A 16,753-nucleotide genomic window follows, 5' to 3' on the forward strand; every position below is an offset into this window, starting at 1 on the left:
AAAGGGAAGAACAAGCGCCAGAAGTGCCACCATCTCCGTCTTTGACGGCGAAAGAAGCCAAAAGCCTGGTATGGACGCCCATCTTTGATGACAACCCCATCGGGCGTCAGGTATTGGGAGTTTGTTCGGCACTCGCGGTGACCACAAAGCTGGAGACCTCAATCGTCATGTCTTTGGCGGTCATCTTTGTTATAACGCTCTCCAATATATCGGTAAGCCTGATCAGAAATCACATTCCATCCAGCGTGCGCATCATCGTTCAAATGACCATTATTGCCTCGCTTGTGATTATCGCCGACCAGGCTATTCAGGCATTTGCTTACAACATATCCAAGCAATTGTCGATCTTTGTCGGACTGATCATTACCAACTGCATCATCATGGGACGCGCCGAAGGATTTGCAATGAAAAATCCACCCACGCACAGCTTATTAGACGGCCTGGGAAATGGATTGGGTTACAGCACCATCTTAATTGTGGTGGGATTTTTCCGCGAACTTCTGGGATCGGGTAAACTTCTGGGCGTTGACATTTTGCCACTCGTCACCGAAGGCGGCTGGTACATGCCCAACGGCTTGATGTTATTATCGCCGAGTGCGTTTTTCTTAATCGGGTTCTTCATCTGGGTTGTGCGCGCGTGGAAACCCGAGCAAGTGGAAGAGGATTAAAATGGCCGAACACTATATCAGCTTATTTGTCAAAGCCGTTTTTGTCGAAAATATGGCCCTCGCTTTCTTTTTGGGCATGTGTACATACCTCGCCGTCTCCAAACAGGTGACAACCGCTGTGGGCCTGGGCATTGCGGTGATCGTGGTGCAGACGATTACAGTGCCGATCAACAATCTCATTTTTACCCATGTCCTGACCGAAGGCGCGCTCGCCTGGGCGGGTTTGCCAAATGTGGATCTCACATTTTTGGGCCTGGTCACATATATCGGCGTCATCGCCGCGATGATTCAAATTCTGGAAATGGTACTGGACAAATACGTACCCACCCTGTACAACGCCCTGGGCATATTCTTACCCCTTATCACAGTGAACTGCGCCATCCTGGGCGGTTCATTGCTCATGGTCGAACGCGACTTTAACTTTTCAGAAAGCGTCGTCTTTGGGCTGGGCAGTGGCACGGGTTGGGCACTTGCCATTGTCGGGTTAGCAGGCATACGCGAAAAAATGAAATACAGCAACGTGCCACCTGCATTGCGCGGGCTGGGCATCACATTTATGACCGTGGGCTTGATGGCAATGGCATTTATGCTCTTTTCGGGGATTCAACTTTAGATCCAGGCAAGCGTGGAGATAATATGGAAGACGTAAGGCTGATTTTACTCGGTGTAGGGATGTTTACCACCATTGTACTGATGCTGGTAGCGGTTATACTCATTGCCAGATCGCGATTGGTTGCCTCAGGACAGGCGCACATCACCATCAACGACGATCCCGACCACAGCATTGCTGTTCCCATAGGCGGCAAATTGCTCAACACATTGGCCGACAATAGAATTTTTGTATCCTCCGCATGTGGCGGAGGCGGCACCTGTGGACAGTGCAAAGTGACGATCAATGACGGGGGAGGCGATATCTTATCCACCGAACTATCGCACATCAACCGCAAAGAAGCGCGGGAAGGGTGTCGGCTTTCGTGCCAGGTCACGGTAAAGGGCGATATGGATATCGAAGTGCCCGCCGAAGTATTTAGCATCAAAAAGTGGGACTGCAAAGTAATCTCAAATTACAATGTCGCCACATTCATCAAAGAACTCGTTCTCGAACTACCCCCAGGGGAAGACGTCGGATTCCGAGCCGGTGGTTTTATTCAAATCGAATGCCCGCCCCACACCGTTGACTACCGCGACTTCGACATCAAAGCCGCCGACGGTGAAGACCGGTTTCGCGGCACCTGGGATCATTTCAACGTATGGGACAATGTCTCGGTAGTAGATGAACCCGTCTTCCGCGCGTACTCAATGGCGAATTATCCCGAAGAAAAAGGGATCATCATGCTCAACATCCGCGTGGCATCCCCGCCGCCGGGCACAACGGGCATTCCGCCGGGCAAAATGTCGTCGTGGACTTTTGATCTAAAACCCGGCGATGATGTAACCATCTCGGGACCTTACGGCGAGTTTTTCGCCAAAGAAACCGATGCCGAAATGATCTTCATCGGTGGCGGCGCAGGCATGGCACCCATGCGGTCGCACATCTTCGATCAATTCAAACGCATAGAAACAGACCGCAAGGTAACCTTCTGGTATGGCGCGCGCAGCCTGAATGAAATGTTCTACGTCGATGACTTCGACGGATTGCAGCGCGATTTCGACAACTTTACATGGCATGTGGCATTATCCGATCCCATGCCGGAAGACAATTGGACGGGCTTGACCGGGTTTATTCACCAGGTACTCTACGATGAATATTTGAAAGATCATCCAGCCCCTGAAGACTGTGAATATTATATCTGCGGTCCCCCGCTAATGTTAGTTGCATGTATGGATATGCTGGACGATATGGGTGTGGAACCCGAGAATATCTTATTCGACGACTTTGGCGGGTAATCTGGACCAGATCAGTTCATTAAAAGTACATAAAAAAAGTCTTCGGTTCACCCAGCAACCGAAGACTTTTTTGTCGGGTAGTTCTTCAGACACATCAACCTCCTGTGTTACGATGCCCGCCAATCCAGCGTGACAAAATCCTTGTATATCATCACTTCTTCCTCAGCAGATTCCAACTTGGCTTTAACAATATCGCCAATCGACACAATGCCAGCAAGACGACCTACCTCATCAACAATCGGCATGTGCCGGAATCGCCCCTCTGTCATCTCTGCCATCACATATTCGATATCGGAATCCGGATTGCTTGTCACAAGATCGCGCGTCATCACATCTTCAACGCGCACAGCCTGCAAATCCGCGCCATTATACACCACGCGCATCAGATCCCGCTCAGTAATAATACCGAGCAAATCTCCTATTCGATTCTGCACGACAAGCGCACCCACGCTATTTTGAATCAGCGTAGCCAGCACCACATCCAATGTGCGATCGGGGGCAATCGCAATCACGCGGCGACCTTTTTGGTCGAGAATATCTTGAATGATCATAATCATACCTCCATGAGTTCGGGGAAAAATTTCATGGGTTCAGGGACAAAAAAGCGGCCTCGATCAAAAGTGATTCACAGTATGACTTCTCATCGGAGCCGCATAAATTCGTTGGTGGCATGGCCCTCCTCCTTGTGTGCGTGTTAGTTGTCAAAACCCGCCTAAAAGCACAGGCTATATGCCGAAAATCTCCACCAAATATTTTATTGCACCCCAGCTACGAACCGGGTTTAGGCAACACAGTCAACCTCCTCGTTGAATTGTTGGATTATTCGCTGTTTTGGAGAATATAAAGAGATTAAAACGCCGTGTCAAACAAGTTTAATAATACTTGTATAAATTATTGAAATTATTTATATTTACAGCGCGATTGAATTTTAAATTGTATTTTGAATTGAAGCGATGGGTATAGTGTGCGTAATATAATTCCCAATTCCCATTCAGAACTGCTAATACCTGAGATAGAGAGACACAGCTTTCAACACGACATTTGGGGCATGTGACGGAAAATGGACAGAATTTGGCGATGGATATTTCCGATCCTGTTAATCGGATGTCAGGATCATCTGACAACGATCTCCGGTCCTACGATGGGAACGACATTTCAGGCCAAGATCGTCCAAAAAGACCAAACTCTTGACGCGGATGTATTGGACCGAGAAATCAACGTGCGATTGGAAGAAGTCAATCGCCAGATGTCCACTTATCAGGACAACTCCGAAATCACCCAATTCAATCGCTCCCCTTCAACAGACTGGTTTGCAGTCTCATCGGACTTTGCTTATGTTTTACACATCGCTCGAGAAATCAGCACCTGGTCCGACGGCGCGTTTGACGTCACCATTGGGCCGCTGGTCAACCTGTGGGGATTTGGACCCAACGCCATCCCCGAGCGCGTACCATCGCCCGACTCAATTAACGCTACTAAAACACTGGTAGGCTATGAAAAAATTCACATTGACCTATCTGCCCCCGCCATAAAAAAAGAACGACCCGAAATCTATTGCGACCTATCCGCAATCGCCAAGGGATTTGGTGTAGATCGCATAGCGAGTTATCTGGACAGTTTGGGCATCAATCACTATTTTATCGAAATCGGCGGCGAACTGCGGACAAAGGGACACAACCACCTCGGACAACTCTGGCGAATTGGCATCGCGAGTCCCGCGGGACAGGGCGAACTACAAAAAGCACTCGCCCTGAACAACATGTCCATGGCGACATCGGGTGATTACCACAACTATTTTGAACGCGACAGCATACGATATTCCCACACCATTGCCCCGCGCACAGGACGGCCCATAACGCATGCCCTGGCCTCCGTAACAGTACTACACAAAAGCTGCGCCTACGCCGATGGATTGGCCACAGCGATCAACGTAATGGGACCGGAAAAGGGATTTGCATTTGCCGAAAAACGCAATCTCGCCGTATTTATGATTGTGCGACAAGGAGATGGATTCGTAGAAAAAATGACGTCTAATTTTGAGGCATTGCTCAAATAAGGACTCTACTATGGAAACAATATTGACAGCGACGATCTTTCTCATCATAGCATTTGCATTTATGGCAGGCGCGTTGACATTTGCGCAGTACAAAAAAAAGCAGCAGAGTTGTTGTGGCGACATCCTGGAAACCCATGAACAGAGCCTCGACGAAGACTCGGCCTGCTTTACATGCCCACGTCGCAAAAAAGCGGAAAAAGATCAGAACACCGTCTCCATCTCGGAAAAGGTGTAATAATCAACTCAGCGGAGGATGCCAGTCGAGTTGTCCTCCTTCAACGCGGCAGCGGGTCTCGCAGAGATTGTCATTCCGATCTTTGTAAATAACCTTCCACTCAATGCGTTTTAATGCCAGCAGATCCTGATGTTCATTCACCTGAATATCTCTCACCACGCGCTCAATACTCACAACCCGCCCTTCAACTTTGTAAACAGATAGGCGAATCTGCGTCACATAGCGATTGCGCCAAACAAAATAATAGAGAAAAAATCCAAAAACGAGTGCTGTAAACAGATATGCGATCAGAATAGTTGACACTGATTATACCTTTCTATTAATTAAATCGTCTCTAATGCATCTATCTACAAAATAGGACACAACGCGATATTTCGCTTGATTTTTTGCGTTGAAAAATATTAAATAGACAGTTCGCACATCTCCATTCGAGTGAACGAGTGGGTTTTTTGTGCCTTTCCCGATTGCGTTCCTATGGTACTGGGCGGTTGGGCGGTGTACCCTCCTCTTACATCTCACCGCTTTCATCCGAGGTTTATATGCGATACATCTTTTTTTTCGTTTTGTCATTTGCCCTCTGGCTGCTCTTGTCCGGACATTACTCATTTTATCACACACTCGTCCTCACCATGGGTATATTGTCCTGCGCTTTTGTCGTTTATCTGGCGGGGCGTCTGGATATTGTAGATGAAGAAGGGATCCAGATTAATCTCGCCCGACACCTGATTGTGTATATTCCGTGGCTGGTTTGGGCCATTATCAAAGCGAATATCGACGTGGCAAAACGCATTTTGAATCCCAGATTGCCCATTGCCCCGCGCATAGTGCGTGTAACGGGAACGCAAAAAACCGATCTCTGTCGCGTCATTTTTGCCAATTCAATAACCCTGACCCCCGGCACTGTATCACTCGACCTGGACGAAGAAGATATTGTGGTACATGCCCTGACAAAAGAAGCCGCTGACGATGTACAGAGCGGCGATATGGACCGCCGTGTGACGACGGCACTGGAGCAATGAGATGTTTATTGCGGCAATGATCGGCATAGTGGTCACCATGGCATTGGCACTTTGCCGCGCCCTATTGGGGCCAACTGTGTACGATCGCATCCTATCGGTAAATATGTTTGGCACCAAAACCGTATTATTTATTGCCGTACTCGGATTTTTAACTGACCGACCCGATTTTCTGGATCTCGCCCTGATTTATGTATTGATCAACTTTATCGGCACATTGGCCGTTCTAAAATTTGTGACCTATAATGATCTTGGTGCCGATCCCGAAGAACAAAACAGGACCCAAAAACCATGACGATTCTCGATATATTGAGCTGGATTTGCCTTATCCCGGGATGTATTCTATGCATGATAGGCGGCCTGGGCCTGTTGCGCTTACCCGATTTTTACAGCCGCATGCACGGCGGTGGCATTACCGACACACTGGGGGCGGGCCTCGTTCTCATAGGATTGATGTTTCAGGGCGGCCTGACAACGGTCACAGTAAAACTGGTGATGATTCTGGTGATATTACTCATCACCAGTCCCACATCGACCCACGCGGTAGGCAAAGCGGCATTTACGTCGGGCCTCAAGCCTTTTTTAAGCGACCCCGACAACAAAGGGAAAAATGAGCATGACTGAAATACTGGACATCGCCCTGCTGTCTTTTATGATAGTACTCGCGATTGCGGTTTCCCGAATGCACAATTTGTTTATGGCCGCAATGATGCTGGGCATATTCAGCTTCCTCGCGGCTATCGTATTTACATTGCTCGACGCCGTCGATGTCGCATTTACCGAAGCGGCTGTCGGAGCCGGTGTGTCAACCGTGCTCCTCCTGGGCACATTATCATTGACGACGCGCGAAGAAAAAATTGCCAAAAAAAATAACGCATTGGCACTGCTCGTGGTGTTCATTACGGGTAGCGCGCTTATTTACGGCACACTGGACATGCCGATGTTCGGCGATCCCAATGCGCCCGTTCACACACACGTTGCCGATCGCTATATTGAAAAATCGGGAGAAGAAATGGGAATCCCCAATATTGTAACATCGGTATTGGCGAGCTACCGGGGATACGATACACTGGGTGAAGTAGCCGTGATTTTTACGGCTGGCGTCGGCGTAATATTGCTCCTGGGACATATCAGGCGCAAGGAGGACGGGCAATGAGACATCAGAGTATTCCCCGCGTAGTGGGCAAGTGGTTCATTCCTCCGATTCTGTTATTCGCACTCTACGTGCAATTTCACGGCGACTTCGGACCCGGAGGAGGATTTCAAGCCGGTGTGATTTTTGCCGCAGCAGTGGTGCTCTACACGCTCATTTTTGGCTTGCAAGCCACAAAGAAAATTGTAAAACCCCGCACCATTGAAACGCTCGTCGCACTCGGCGTCTTGCTCTATGCGGGCACGGGATTGGTCTCCCTATTTCTCGGTTACAATTTCCTGAATTACACTGCTCTGGATCCGGAAACTGCATCGCACGGACAACATCTGGGCATCTTTCTGGTTGAACTCGGCGTGGGTATTACCGTGGCTGCCGTAATGATAGCCATCTTTTTTTCTTTTGCAGGTCGGAGGCGATTGCGATGATCTCCGTAGGATTATTCAACTACTGGGCCTGTATGGTCTTGATGATGATTGGATTGTACACCGCTATTGCGCGCCCCAATCTCATCAAAAAATTGATTGGCCTGAGTATCTTCCAGGTTTCCGTTTTCTTGCTCTATATCACCGTGGGAAAAGTAAGCGGCGGCACTGCGCCCATTTTGGAAGAAGGTATTGAAGTGTATTCCAACCCATTGCCCCATGTACTCATCCTGACGGCAATTGTCGTGGGCATCGCAACCCTCTCCCTGGGTTTGGCACTCGTCGTGCGAATTGGGGAAGCTTATGATACAATTGAGGAAGATGAAATCATAGAACAGGACCGCGTGAATGATTGATATGCATCTGCCCATATTGTTGATCGTCGTACCCCTTGTATCGGCCCCCTTATGTGTGTTATTGCGGCAAAAAACGCTGGTGTGGGCTTTTGCATCTTTCGTGTGTTTGGCCTCTTTGGGCATAGCATCTATGCTACTCATCCGCGTGCTCGAAGAAGGCGTGATCTCGTATGCAATAGGCGGATGGATTGCCCCCTGGGGCATTGAATACCGCGTCGATACGATCAACGCTTATGTGCTGCTGCTGGTTTCGATCATCGCCGCCGTGCTGATGTTTTTTGCACAGCCGAGCGTGGTGGATGAAGTCTCCGGTAAGCAGCATTATTTGTTTTATACAGCTTATTTGCTATGCCTCACCGGATTGATGGGCATTACAATCACGGGCGACGCGTTTAACGTCTTTGTATTTCTGGAAATATCATCGCTATCGTCCTATACCCTCATCGCCATGGGACGCGATCGGCGTGCACTGACTGCATCTTATCAATACCTCCTCATGGGCACACTGGGAGCCACGTTTATTGTCATCGGCATCGGTCTGATGTACATGATGACCGGCACGCTGAATATGTTTGATCTCTCCGGGCGATTGCCCGCCATGTTCGAAACCCGCACAGCAATGGTCGCATTCGCCTTCTTAACCGTAGGCATGTTAATCAAACTGGCGATGTTCCCGTTGCACATGTGGTTGCCCAACGCCTATTGTTACGCCCCCTCTTTAGTCACGGCTTTTCTGGCTGCAACAGCGACAAAAGTATCCATCTACGTATTTCTGAGATTCACATTTACCGTATGGGGTGCCGAATTTGTATTTGAAAAACTCAACCTCGACATCTTTTTAATTCCCCTATCCCTCATCGGGATTTACGTGGCATCCCTATCCGCCATATACCAGACCAATATAAAGCGGTTATTGGCTTATTCAAGCGTGGCGCAAATCGGGTACATAATGCTGGGCATCGGCTTTGTTTCCATAACCGGATTGACCGGCGGGATTGTTCACCTGTTTAATCACGCCCTGATGAAAGCCGCCCTATTTTTGGCCGTGGGCTGCGTGGTATTGCGCCTCGGATCATCTAACCTCGCTGACTGGAAGGGCCTTGGGCGACGCATGCCCATAACAATGGCGGCTTTTGTGCTGGCAGGTCTGAGCTTGATTGGCGTGCCGTTAACAGTGGGCTTTATCAGCAAATGGTATTTGATCCTTGCCGCGCTGGAAGCCGGATGGTGGCCCGTAGCACTGCTGGCCCTGCTCAGTTCTCTACTCGCCGTAGTATATGTGTGGCGCGTCGTTGAAGTGGCCTATTTTCAGAAAGCCGATGATGATTCCAATATAAAGGAAGCACCGTTAATGATGCAGATCTCCATGTGGATTTTGACGGGAGCGACATTGTATTTTGGTATTCAAACGGACTTAACCGTCAACATAGCACAACGCGCCGCCGAATTATTACTGGGGGTAACGCCGTGAGTGGATCAACAGCCATACTCCTATCCATCGCGTTACCGCTTCTGGGCATGCCCTTTATTGCACTGACCTCGCGCAGCCCCAATGTGCGCGAAGCCATCGGATTGATTGCGGCTGTATTGACCTTTGGCACTGTGCTTTCACTCCTGCCTTCGGTAATGGACGGCGCACAGCCCGCCGCGCATGTCACAGACGTAATGCCGGGCCTATCACTGGCATTTCAGGTAGAGCCATTGGGCATGATATTTGCCCTCATCGCGTCGGGTTTGTGGATAGTCACCACGATCTATGCCATCGGGTACATGCGCGGGCACCACGAAGAAAATCAGACGCGGTTTTTTGTATTCTTCGCATTTGCGATCTCGGCTGCTCTGGGCGTGGCTTTTGCCCGCAACATGTTCACCCTCTTCATATTTTACGAGATATTGACCCTATCGACATATCCACTTGTAACACACCACCGCAGCGAAGAAGCCATGCGCGCCGGGCGAATATACATGGGCATCTTGATGAGTACTTCCGTGGGATTCTTGTTGCTGGGCATGGTGTGGACCTGGCAATTGACCGGCACGCTGGAATTTGCGCCGGGCGGTATTCTAACCGGCAAAGCAAGTGAAGGCATTGTAATCGTCCTGCTCGGCCTCTATGCCTTTGGAACCGGAAAAGCGGCGTTAATGCCATTCCACCGATGGTTGCCCTCGGCAATGGTCGCGCCTACACCTGTCAGCGCATTACTACACGCCGTAGCCGTGGTAAAAGCCGGCGTATTTACGATAATGAAAGTGGTGGTCTATCTCTTTGGCACAGACCTGCTTTCGGACGCGGGCCTCAGCGAATGGCTGACCTACATCGCGGGCTTCACCATTCTGGTGGGATCGCTGGTAGCGATGACTAAGGACAACTTAAAAGCGCGACTGGCGTACTCTACAATCAGCCAATTATCCTACATCGTGCTGGGAGCGTCACTGGCAAATGACCTGGGTGTACTGGGCGGCAGCATGCACATCGTAACGCACGCCTTTGGCAAAATCACCCTGTTCTTTTGTGCTGGAGCCATCCTGGTGGCCTTGCACAAAACAGAAATTAGCGACATGAAAGGCATTGGACGGCAGATGCCATTTACCATGTTCGCCTTTTTGATCGGTGCTTTGAGCATTATCGGAATTCCACCTTTTGCGGGCGCGTGGAGCAAGTGGTACCTGGTATTGGCGACAATTGAAGCCCATCAGTATGTGGCCGCAGGGGTATTGCTGATGAGTTCCCTGCTCAACGTCCTCTATTTATTGCCCATTCCCATCTATGCATTTTTTGCGTCCGCAACCGATGACCATCACGCAGACGGTCTGCACGAAGCACCGCTTGCATGTGTGATCCCCTTATCATTTACAGCTATCGGCTGCCTGGTACTCTATATCTATCCCGAACCTGTTCTGCACCTGTTGCTCATGATCGGAGAGGCCATGCCATGAACCATCCCGAATCCCCAAAACAGAATGAACGCCTGTTGGACCATCTCGGCACCGTGCGCTGGCTGATTTTGGGCTTCTTCGCGTGGTGTGGGTTGTTGATCCTGACCGACCTCATCGTACATCGGCACCTGACATTTGCCGAAGGCGAATTGCCAATTGAAGGCCGATTTGGATTCTACGCCATTTACGGATTTGTCGCTTATTTACTAATCGTCTGGGGCTCCATATTCTTGAGAAAAGCGCTGTTACGGTCGGAGGACTATTACGATGAGTGAGGTTCATCCCGCACTGATCCTGCTGGCGGGCGGCCTGTTTTTATTTTGTCTGCCAACCACACCGCGCCGCATCGCGTCGGTATGCTTGCCCGTGCTCGGATTTTTAAACCTGCTGACCATTGCCGATGGCACCCTGTGGCACATCACCTGGGGCGGCTACGAACTGACCGTATTGCGCGCGGACCGCTTGAGCATGCTATTTGGGTACCTATTCCACCTGGCGGCTTTTATCGGCGCAATCTACGCGCTACATCTCAAAGACCGGTTGCAAATCGGCACGGGATTAATCTATGCGGGATCGGCGGTTGGGGCGGTATTTGCCGGCGATCTGATCACCCTATTCATCTTCTGGGAATTGCTGGCAATCACATCGGTATTCCTCGTGTGGGCGCGCGGCGGTGAGCGGGCACTGCGGTCGGGAATGCGCTATCTGGTCATGCACATCTCGTCGGGATTGCTCCTCCTGCTCGGTGCGGTATTCTACTATTTAAACACAAAATCCCTTGCCTTTGATCACATCGGACTAAATGAGGGACATCACTACCTGATATTTTTTGCCTTTGGAATCAAATGCGCCTTTCCCCTGCTCCACAACTGGCTGATCGACGCCTATCCAGAATCCACACCCGTGGGCACGGTATTTCTGAGTGCATTCACCACCAAAGCCGCTGTATATGCCCTCGCGCGCGGATTTGCCGGTGAAGACCTGCTCATCTACATCGGCGCCATCATGACCATCTTTCCGATATTCTACGCAGCCATCGAAAATGACATGCGCCGCGTATTGAGCTACAGCATGATCAACCAGATCGGATTTATGGTCGCGGGCATTGGCATCGGAGGCGCACTGGGCATTAACGGCGCAGTATCGCATGCATTCAATGACGTGCTATTCAAAGGGCTGCTATTCATGTCCATGGGCGCTGTCTTATTCTCCAGCGGGCGTATCAATGCCTCAGAACTAGGTGGCCTTTACAAGTCCATGCCCTGGACCTGTGCCTGCTGTATTATAGGCGCCGCATCCATATCCGCAATACCCCTGTTCAACGCGTTTATCAGCAAATCCATGGTCATGCAGGGCGTGGCCGACAGTGGCGCTGTGACAATCTGGCTGGTGCTCTTATTTGCATCGGCGGGCGTGCTTCACCACGCAGGCGTCAAAATTCCATTTTTTTCCTTCTTCGCGCATGATTCTGGAATTCGCTGTTCCGAAGCACCCCTCAACATGCGGATCGCCATGACCATCTCAGCCATACTCTGTGTCGTCATCGGCTCCTATCCACCGCTGCTCTACAACCTGTTGCCGCATCCCGTAGATTACGTGCCTTATACCACGACCCATGTCGTGCTCCAACTCCAACTGGTCTTCTTCGCAGTACTGGCATTTGCGGTCTTGATGTTGACCAATGAAATCGACGCATCCCTGGAAACCCAAAAGAAGCGCGGTATTGTCGGAATACTGATATTGATAGGTAAGCACCCTCCCGAATTGCCCGGTGTAAATCTCGACTTCGACTGGATTTATCGACGCGCTTTACCAAAAGGTATTCGCGCCATAGTCCGCACAGGTGGACTGGTCGTGGATCGTTTTTTTGCGGGTGCAAAGGCGGTGATTCAAAAACTCATTGCGGCTATTCGGGCACAACACAATAATAGAGGACTATTTGGCCGCTCGTGGTTATCGCAAAGCAATGTACTCATCGCAATTATTTTTCTCGCAATTTATCTGATTTACTATTTTTAATAACCGTTTACACAATTGAAACATTGGACGTATTTTTGTTTTTTATTTCATTTTTTTTTATTTTTAAGAAACCCTGAGGAAACATCTTTCGCATATATTTTTAGAAAGGAGAAAAGGGAAAACTAAAAGCGCATGCTTCAAAAACCAAAACATGGTCTGTGTGTACGCCACAAAATTTTGCATACAGGTCATCATGCATCACTGTGTATAAACTCATCAGGAGGGAATTATGAAGAAATTATGTGGCATTTTACTTGTAGGAATAATGCTCACCGTCCCCGCAAATGCTCAGATGTCGGTCGGTATTACTCTGGATAGCTACACGGGATATATTTGGCGCGGTTATGTGCTCGGAGCCGATGACAAAATTGTGGCCCAGCCGGGTATTGAAGTGGGATTCGGTGAAACCGGTTTGTCGTTAGGCGCGTGGGGATCGTGGTTTGTGCAGGACCGTATTGATGACAGAAATCCCGATACACAGACCCAAAATGTCGATGAACTCGACTTTTATGCCGACTATTCGAGGTCCTTGAGCGATGACATGGGCCTGGGCATTTCCATCGGGTATATTCAATACGTATTTCCCAGTGCGGATGAAGACTCAAATCTCTCACAAGAAGCTTATATTGGGCTATCTCTGGACAACGCCATATCACCCGCACTGACATTTTATTACGACTTTGGTCTGGTCGAAGCGTGGTATGCGTCTTTGTCGGCTGGCTATGACATTCCACTCGGCTCAGAAGACGGGCAAGTGTTGAGCATCGGTGCAAGTGTTGCCATGAGCAATTACGCAGATGAAACGGGTGAGAATAAAACGGGTTTTAACGATGTCACGGTTACAGCGTCTCTCAGTTGTAATGCCTGCTCAATTTCGATAGCGCCGACCCTTGCATTTTCTTATGCCGATACAAAAATCAATCCCGACAACCGCACTATTTGGGGAGGCGTGAGCATCGGATTTGGGCAGTAAGTTATTCAATTCTCGACCCGGGTCGGCATTTCTGGTTTGCTTCGTGGCGTGGTTAATCAGATGCGACCAGGCGAGAGGGGGAGATCTTTTGAGGTCTCCCCTTTATTTTTGCAGGGTACATAGATGTCCCAAAATCAAATCCGCTGCAATGGTAAAATCGCGATCTCCGCAAACGATGAGATCGGCATATTTGCGGGACGGTTCGACATAAGCATCGTGCATGGGGCACACGGTTTCGAGGTATTGAAGGGTAACGGATTCGGGGGTGCGCCCGCGTTCATCGACATCCCGATTAATGCGACGAATCAGGCGAATATCTGGCGGTGCATCCACAAAAATTTTCAAATTCAGGACATCGCGCAGTATTTGTTCCACCAACAGGAGAATGCCTTCCACAATAATAATGGGACGCGGGCATAACTCAAGTGTTCTATTAGAACGGGAATGGGTCGCAAAATCATAAGTTGGTATCAATACGGTCTCCCCGCGGGATAGTGCCTGAAGATGTTGGACCAGCAAATCTGTCTCAAGTGCATCGGGATGATCGAAATTGATTTGCCCGCGCTGGTCTGCCGGGATATGAGAAAAATCGCGATAATACGCATCGTGGGCAATCCGTAGAGCACGATCTTCACCGAGATGATCAAAAAGTATATGGGCAAGTGTGGTCTTACCCGCGCCAGTGCCTCCGGCAATACCAACTACGTAGGGCTTGCAAATTTTTGGGGGCATGTATATTATCTCTGAATGCCGTTTAGGGGACGGTCCCTGTGCCGTTCTATCAAAGGATACAAACAAATGCACATTGTCGAAACAGATTTAGAAATTCAGCGCGAACCATTCGCGCGGCCCTTTGCATTTAAGGGATCGGCTTTTCACGAAAAGTGGAATCTCGTCGTGCGCTTAAAAGATGCCGATGGGTATGAGGCTTTTGGGATAGGTGGTTTGGCCGTACTGTGGTCAGACGCTACCGTATTTGCTGCGCATACGGAAATGGGCGGCAATTTGCTTCAAGCGTCTCTCCTGGAATTCGCACTACAGCACATCAAGGGAAAAAATTTTTCCAACCCCATGGCATTATTCGACACCATTGAAAACGACGTCTTTTCTTTTGCCAAAGCGATCACAGGCCATGGGGAATTGCGCCGAACATTTGCGCTAATTGCACTGGTGGCACTGGACAACGCCGCCTGGACCTTGTATGCAAAGCGGAAGGAACTATCGACCTTCGACGCCTTAATCCCAGAAAAATTTCTCTCATTTTTATCCCATCGCCAATCGCATGTCGCGCTTGTCCCCGCAGTGAGTTATACCCTGCCCATAGATGAATTGCGGGCAATTTTAGATAGCGGAGCGTACATACTAAAAATCAAAATTGGGCACCCAGGAGATGAAACCGAAATGGTAAAAACAGACATGGCCTGTCTGTCGCAGATTCACAGTCTGGCATCTCAGTATGAAACGGAGATGACCGATTCGGGTCAGGTGCTCTATTATCTCGATGCCAATGGTCGTTATGGCAAAAAAGACAGCATGGCGCGCTTATTAGATCATGCGGACAATGAAGGTATGATAGATCGCATTGTCCTGATTGAAGAACCCTTTTCTCGCCCATCAGATATCGACGTACACGGCTTGCCCGCCCGTTTTGCAGGGGATGAAAGCATCGAAACCGTTGCAGATGTACACACCCGTCTGGAGCAGGGATATGGCGCTATGGCGATCAAACCCGCGGGCAAAACCCTCTCATTGGCTTTCCGCATGATCGAGGCGGCAACGCGATATAGTGTGCCGTGTTTTGTGGCGGATAATGCGTGTGTACCCGTACTCGTGGAATGGAACAAAAACGTGGCCGCGCGATTGCCCGCATTTCCCGGTGTGAAAGGGGGATTGATGGAATCCAACGGCCCGGAAAATTACGGAACATGGGATCGCATGCTCTCAGAATATCCCCTGCCCAATGCATCGTGGTTGCGACCCAGAGATGGTGCATTTGTATTGGATGAAAACTACTACAATCAAAGCGGAGGGATTTTTGAAGAACCAGTTGTGTACACGCGATTATTTAAAAATAGAACCACATTGGGCTGTGGTAAATAATGATTTGATACACAATATCTGGCGCATACCAGATGAAACAAAAAAGTAATCTTGACTTAATAAAAACAATGGCTTATTTTAATGCCGTCTTTGTAATAAAAACTCGTCAATTCCCCCCGAGTCAAGCAGGTGATCCCGATTCCCCATCGGATATTCTCCGTCATCTGTGAATAGCTTATCTGAACTCCCCCCGTTCCTGTTCTCTCTATCACACATTTGAATTAGTGAACTCGCTATTACTGATTTAATCCATATCAGCACACGTTTGGTTTTGACATAATAAAAAAACCCGGGGGCGAGTTGACTCAACGTAGCCGGATTCTCTGCCGAATCATCTCTCCCAGGCTGTGTGGGTCGCCTGCCCCCGGGCTGATTTTAAGCAGTTTCTAAATTTTTTCACTTGTGATAATTTTCACCTCTGATAATCGTGAAAGCGCGATAGAGTTGCTCGAGCAAGATAACGCGCGCCAATTCGTGTGGAAAAGTCATAGGTGAAAGTGACAGATGCCAATCGGCACGCGACAAAACTCGGGATGCAAGCCCAAAAGGGCCGCCAATGAGAAAAATGAGGCGGCTTTTTCCTTGTACGCGCAGATGATTCAATCGTTTGGCTAAAATTTCAGAACGACACAATTTGCCAGAAGGCCCAAGAGCAACCACAGTAGCATCTGGATGCAGTGCACTTAAAAGGCGCCGGCCTTCCTTTTCGATAATATCAGACACACGGGCATTTTTGCCACCGCGCTCTTCGCGCACTTCGATCTCATCATAAGCGACGTAGTGTTTCAGCCGTTTGATATAATTTTGTGCGGCGCCTTGATAACAGGCGTCTTTGAACCTGCCCACAGTGACCAGAGTGATCTGCATATTTGCCATTATACTCAGATTAGATATGTTTTACAAGAAACTTGTTCACTGCCCCAAAAAACGG

21 protein-coding genes are annotated in these 16,753 nt (G+C 49.3%); 17 read left to right on the forward strand and 4 right to left on the reverse strand.

Annotated elements, in window-relative coordinates; all coding sequences use genetic code 11:
* Nucleotides 1-41: 41 nt before the first annotated feature.
* The 3 genes from OXH16_07230 to nqrF are packed head-to-tail and all read left to right on the forward strand — an operon-like array spanning nucleotide 42 to nucleotide 2,555.
* Nucleotides 42-668, forward strand: coding sequence for an NADH:ubiquinone reductase (Na(+)-transporting) subunit D (locus OXH16_07230; GenBank protein MCY3681172.1), 627 nt, complete (start codon nucleotides 42-44; stop codon nucleotides 666-668).
* A 1-nt stretch (nucleotide 669) separates the two neighbouring features.
* On the forward strand, nucleotides 670-1,281 hold the full coding sequence (nqrE, locus tag OXH16_07235; GenBank protein MCY3681173.1) for an NADH:ubiquinone reductase (Na(+)-transporting) subunit E: 612 nt from the start codon (nucleotides 670-672) through the stop codon (nucleotides 1,279-1,281).
* 23 nt (nucleotides 1,282-1,304) lie between these two features.
* Complete coding sequence (gene nqrF / locus OXH16_07240) at nucleotides 1,305-2,555, forward strand: NADH:ubiquinone reductase (Na(+)-transporting) subunit F (protein ID MCY3681174.1); 1,251 nt, start codon at nucleotides 1,305-1,307, stop codon at nucleotides 2,553-2,555.
* A gap of 107 nt (nucleotides 2,556-2,662) precedes the next feature.
* Here nqrF and OXH16_07245 read toward each other — a convergent pair whose 3' ends face one another.
* Complete coding sequence (locus OXH16_07245) at nucleotides 2,663-3,106, reverse strand: CBS domain-containing protein (protein ID MCY3681175.1); 444 nt, start codon at nucleotides 3,104-3,106, stop codon at nucleotides 2,663-2,665.
* Nucleotides 3,107-3,615: 509 nt separating this feature from the next.
* Between OXH16_07245 and OXH16_07250 the strand changes: the two genes are divergently transcribed.
* Nucleotides 3,616-4,611, forward strand: a complete 996-nt coding sequence (locus tag OXH16_07250; GenBank protein MCY3681176.1) for an FAD:protein FMN transferase — start codon at nucleotides 3,616-3,618, stop codon at nucleotides 4,609-4,611.
* Between the two features lie 10 nt (nucleotides 4,612-4,621).
* Nucleotides 4,622-4,846 (forward strand): hypothetical protein, encoded by a 225-nt coding sequence (locus OXH16_07255; GenBank protein ID MCY3681177.1) that lies wholly within the window; start codon nucleotides 4,622-4,624, stop codon nucleotides 4,844-4,846.
* A gap of 3 nt (nucleotides 4,847-4,849) precedes the next feature.
* Here OXH16_07255 and OXH16_07260 read toward each other — a convergent pair whose 3' ends face one another.
* Complete coding sequence (locus tag OXH16_07260; GenBank protein MCY3681178.1) at nucleotides 4,850-5,149, reverse strand: hypothetical protein; 300 nt, start codon at nucleotides 5,147-5,149, stop codon at nucleotides 4,850-4,852.
* Nucleotides 5,150-5,385: 236 nt separating this feature from the next.
* Here OXH16_07260 and OXH16_07265 point away from each other — a divergent pair, with 236 nt between their 5' ends.
* From OXH16_07265 to OXH16_07315, 11 genes are all read left to right on the forward strand, one after another.
* The gene (locus OXH16_07265) at nucleotides 5,386-5,865 is read left to right on the forward strand and encodes a Na+/H+ antiporter subunit E (GenBank protein MCY3681179.1); all 480 of its coding nucleotides are present in this window, start codon (nucleotides 5,386-5,388) and stop codon (nucleotides 5,863-5,865) included.
* A gap of 1 nt (nucleotide 5,866) precedes the next feature.
* A complete protein-coding gene (locus tag OXH16_07270) occupies nucleotides 5,867-6,157 on the forward strand; it encodes a monovalent cation/H+ antiporter complex subunit F (protein ID MCY3681180.1) in 291 nt (96 codons plus the stop codon).
* A complete protein-coding gene (gene mnhG / locus OXH16_07275) occupies nucleotides 6,154-6,486 on the forward strand; it encodes a monovalent cation/H(+) antiporter subunit G (protein MCY3681181.1) in 333 nt (110 codons plus the stop codon). Before OXH16_07270 ends, mnhG begins: the two co-directional genes overlap by 4 nt.
* Entirely contained in the window at nucleotides 6,479-7,018 is a 540-nt protein-coding gene (locus tag OXH16_07280) for a DUF4040 domain-containing protein (protein MCY3681182.1), read from the forward strand. The genes mnhG and OXH16_07280 overlap by 8 nt, the downstream gene beginning before the upstream one ends.
* On the forward strand, nucleotides 7,015-7,440 hold the full coding sequence (locus tag OXH16_07285) for a Na(+)/H(+) antiporter subunit B (GenBank protein MCY3681183.1): 426 nt from the start codon (nucleotides 7,015-7,017) through the stop codon (nucleotides 7,438-7,440). The genes OXH16_07280 and OXH16_07285 overlap by 4 nt, the downstream gene beginning before the upstream one ends.
* Nucleotides 7,437-7,793 carry a cation:proton antiporter subunit C gene (locus OXH16_07290; protein ID MCY3681184.1) on the forward strand — a complete coding sequence of 119 codons (357 nt, stop codon included), beginning with the start codon at nucleotides 7,437-7,439 and terminating at the stop codon, nucleotides 7,791-7,793. The genes OXH16_07285 and OXH16_07290 overlap by 4 nt, the downstream gene beginning before the upstream one ends.
* The gene (locus OXH16_07295) at nucleotides 7,789-9,264 is read left to right on the forward strand and encodes a monovalent cation/H+ antiporter subunit D family protein (protein ID MCY3681185.1); all 1,476 of its coding nucleotides are present in this window, start codon (nucleotides 7,789-7,791) and stop codon (nucleotides 9,262-9,264) included. The genes OXH16_07290 and OXH16_07295 overlap by 5 nt, the downstream gene beginning before the upstream one ends.
* On the forward strand, nucleotides 9,261-10,730 hold the full coding sequence (locus OXH16_07300) for a monovalent cation/H+ antiporter subunit D family protein (GenBank protein ID MCY3681186.1): 1,470 nt from the start codon (nucleotides 9,261-9,263) through the stop codon (nucleotides 10,728-10,730). The genes OXH16_07295 and OXH16_07300 overlap by 4 nt, the downstream gene beginning before the upstream one ends.
* Nucleotides 10,727-11,005 (forward strand): hypothetical protein, encoded by a 279-nt coding sequence (locus tag OXH16_07305; GenBank protein ID MCY3681187.1) that lies wholly within the window; start codon nucleotides 10,727-10,729, stop codon nucleotides 11,003-11,005. Before OXH16_07300 ends, OXH16_07305 begins: the two co-directional genes overlap by 4 nt.
* Nucleotides 10,998-12,749: a Na(+)/H(+) antiporter subunit D gene (locus tag OXH16_07310; protein ID MCY3681188.1), complete on the forward strand. Its 1,752-nt coding sequence runs from the start codon at nucleotides 10,998-11,000 to the stop codon at nucleotides 12,747-12,749. The genes OXH16_07305 and OXH16_07310 overlap by 8 nt, the downstream gene beginning before the upstream one ends.
* 229 nt (nucleotides 12,750-12,978) lie before the next feature.
* A complete protein-coding gene (locus OXH16_07315) occupies nucleotides 12,979-13,722 on the forward strand; it encodes a hypothetical protein (protein ID MCY3681189.1) in 744 nt (247 codons plus the stop codon).
* A 102-nt stretch (nucleotides 13,723-13,824) separates the two neighbouring features.
* Here OXH16_07315 and udk read toward each other — a convergent pair whose 3' ends face one another.
* The gene (udk, locus tag OXH16_07320; GenBank protein MCY3681190.1) at nucleotides 13,825-14,454 is read right to left on the reverse strand and encodes a uridine kinase; all 630 of its coding nucleotides are present in this window, start codon (nucleotides 14,452-14,454) and stop codon (nucleotides 13,825-13,827) included.
* A 66-nt stretch (nucleotides 14,455-14,520) separates the two neighbouring features.
* Between udk and OXH16_07325 the strand changes: the two genes are divergently transcribed.
* Complete coding sequence (locus OXH16_07325) at nucleotides 14,521-15,822, forward strand: L-alanine-DL-glutamate epimerase (protein ID MCY3681191.1); 1,302 nt, start codon at nucleotides 14,521-14,523, stop codon at nucleotides 15,820-15,822.
* 396 nt (nucleotides 15,823-16,218) lie between these two features.
* Here the strand turns inward: OXH16_07325 and OXH16_07330 are convergent, their stop codons facing one another.
* A complete protein-coding gene (locus tag OXH16_07330) occupies nucleotides 16,219-16,698 on the reverse strand; it encodes a 23S rRNA (pseudouridine(1915)-N(3))-methyltransferase RlmH (GenBank protein ID MCY3681192.1) in 480 nt (159 codons plus the stop codon).
* Between the last annotated feature and the right edge of the window lie 55 nt (nucleotides 16,699-16,753).

Source organism: Gemmatimonadota bacterium (assembly GCA_026705765.1).
Taxonomy (GTDB): Bacteria; Latescibacterota; UBA2968; order UBA2968; family UBA2968; genus VXRD01.

What these genes read in the sequence shown, in the direction of transcription:
- nqrE (MCY3681173.1), top strand. Translation starts at nt 670, where the DNA reads ATGGCCGAACACTATATCAGCTTATTTGTCAAAGCCGTTTTTGTCGAA.
- nqrF (MCY3681174.1), top strand. Translation starts at nt 1,305, where the DNA reads ATGGAAGACGTAAGGCTGATTTTACTCGGTGTAGGGATGTTTACCACC.
- OXH16_07245 (MCY3681175.1), bottom strand. Translation starts at nt 3,106, where the DNA reads ATGATCATTCAAGATATTCTCGACCAAAAAGGTCGCCGCGTGATTGCG.
- OXH16_07250 (MCY3681176.1), top strand. Translation starts at nt 3,616, where the DNA reads ATGGACAGAATTTGGCGATGGATATTTCCGATCCTGTTAATCGGATGT.
- OXH16_07255 (MCY3681177.1), top strand. Translation starts at nt 4,622, where the DNA reads ATGGAAACAATATTGACAGCGACGATCTTTCTCATCATAGCATTTGCA.
- OXH16_07265 (MCY3681179.1), top strand. Translation starts at nt 5,386, where the DNA reads ATGCGATACATCTTTTTTTTCGTTTTGTCATTTGCCCTCTGGCTGCTC.
- OXH16_07270 (MCY3681180.1), top strand. Translation starts at nt 5,867, where the DNA reads ATGTTTATTGCGGCAATGATCGGCATAGTGGTCACCATGGCATTGGCA.
- mnhG (MCY3681181.1), top strand. Translation starts at nt 6,154, where the DNA reads ATGACGATTCTCGATATATTGAGCTGGATTTGCCTTATCCCGGGATGT.
- OXH16_07280 (MCY3681182.1), top strand. Translation starts at nt 6,479, where the DNA reads ATGACTGAAATACTGGACATCGCCCTGCTGTCTTTTATGATAGTACTC.
- OXH16_07285 (MCY3681183.1), top strand. Translation starts at nt 7,015, where the DNA reads ATGAGACATCAGAGTATTCCCCGCGTAGTGGGCAAGTGGTTCATTCCT.
- OXH16_07290 (MCY3681184.1), top strand. Translation starts at nt 7,437, where the DNA reads ATGATCTCCGTAGGATTATTCAACTACTGGGCCTGTATGGTCTTGATG.
- OXH16_07305 (MCY3681187.1), top strand. Translation starts at nt 10,727, where the DNA reads ATGAACCATCCCGAATCCCCAAAACAGAATGAACGCCTGTTGGACCAT.
- OXH16_07310 (MCY3681188.1), top strand. Translation starts at nt 10,998, where the DNA reads ATGAGTGAGGTTCATCCCGCACTGATCCTGCTGGCGGGCGGCCTGTTT.
- OXH16_07315 (MCY3681189.1), top strand. Translation starts at nt 12,979, where the DNA reads ATGAAGAAATTATGTGGCATTTTACTTGTAGGAATAATGCTCACCGTC.
- udk (MCY3681190.1), bottom strand. Translation starts at nt 14,454, where the DNA reads ATGCCCCCAAAAATTTGCAAGCCCTACGTAGTTGGTATTGCCGGAGGC.
- OXH16_07325 (MCY3681191.1), top strand. Translation starts at nt 14,521, where the DNA reads ATGCACATTGTCGAAACAGATTTAGAAATTCAGCGCGAACCATTCGCG.
- OXH16_07330 (MCY3681192.1), bottom strand. Translation starts at nt 16,698, where the DNA reads ATGGCAAATATGCAGATCACTCTGGTCACTGTGGGCAGGTTCAAAGAC.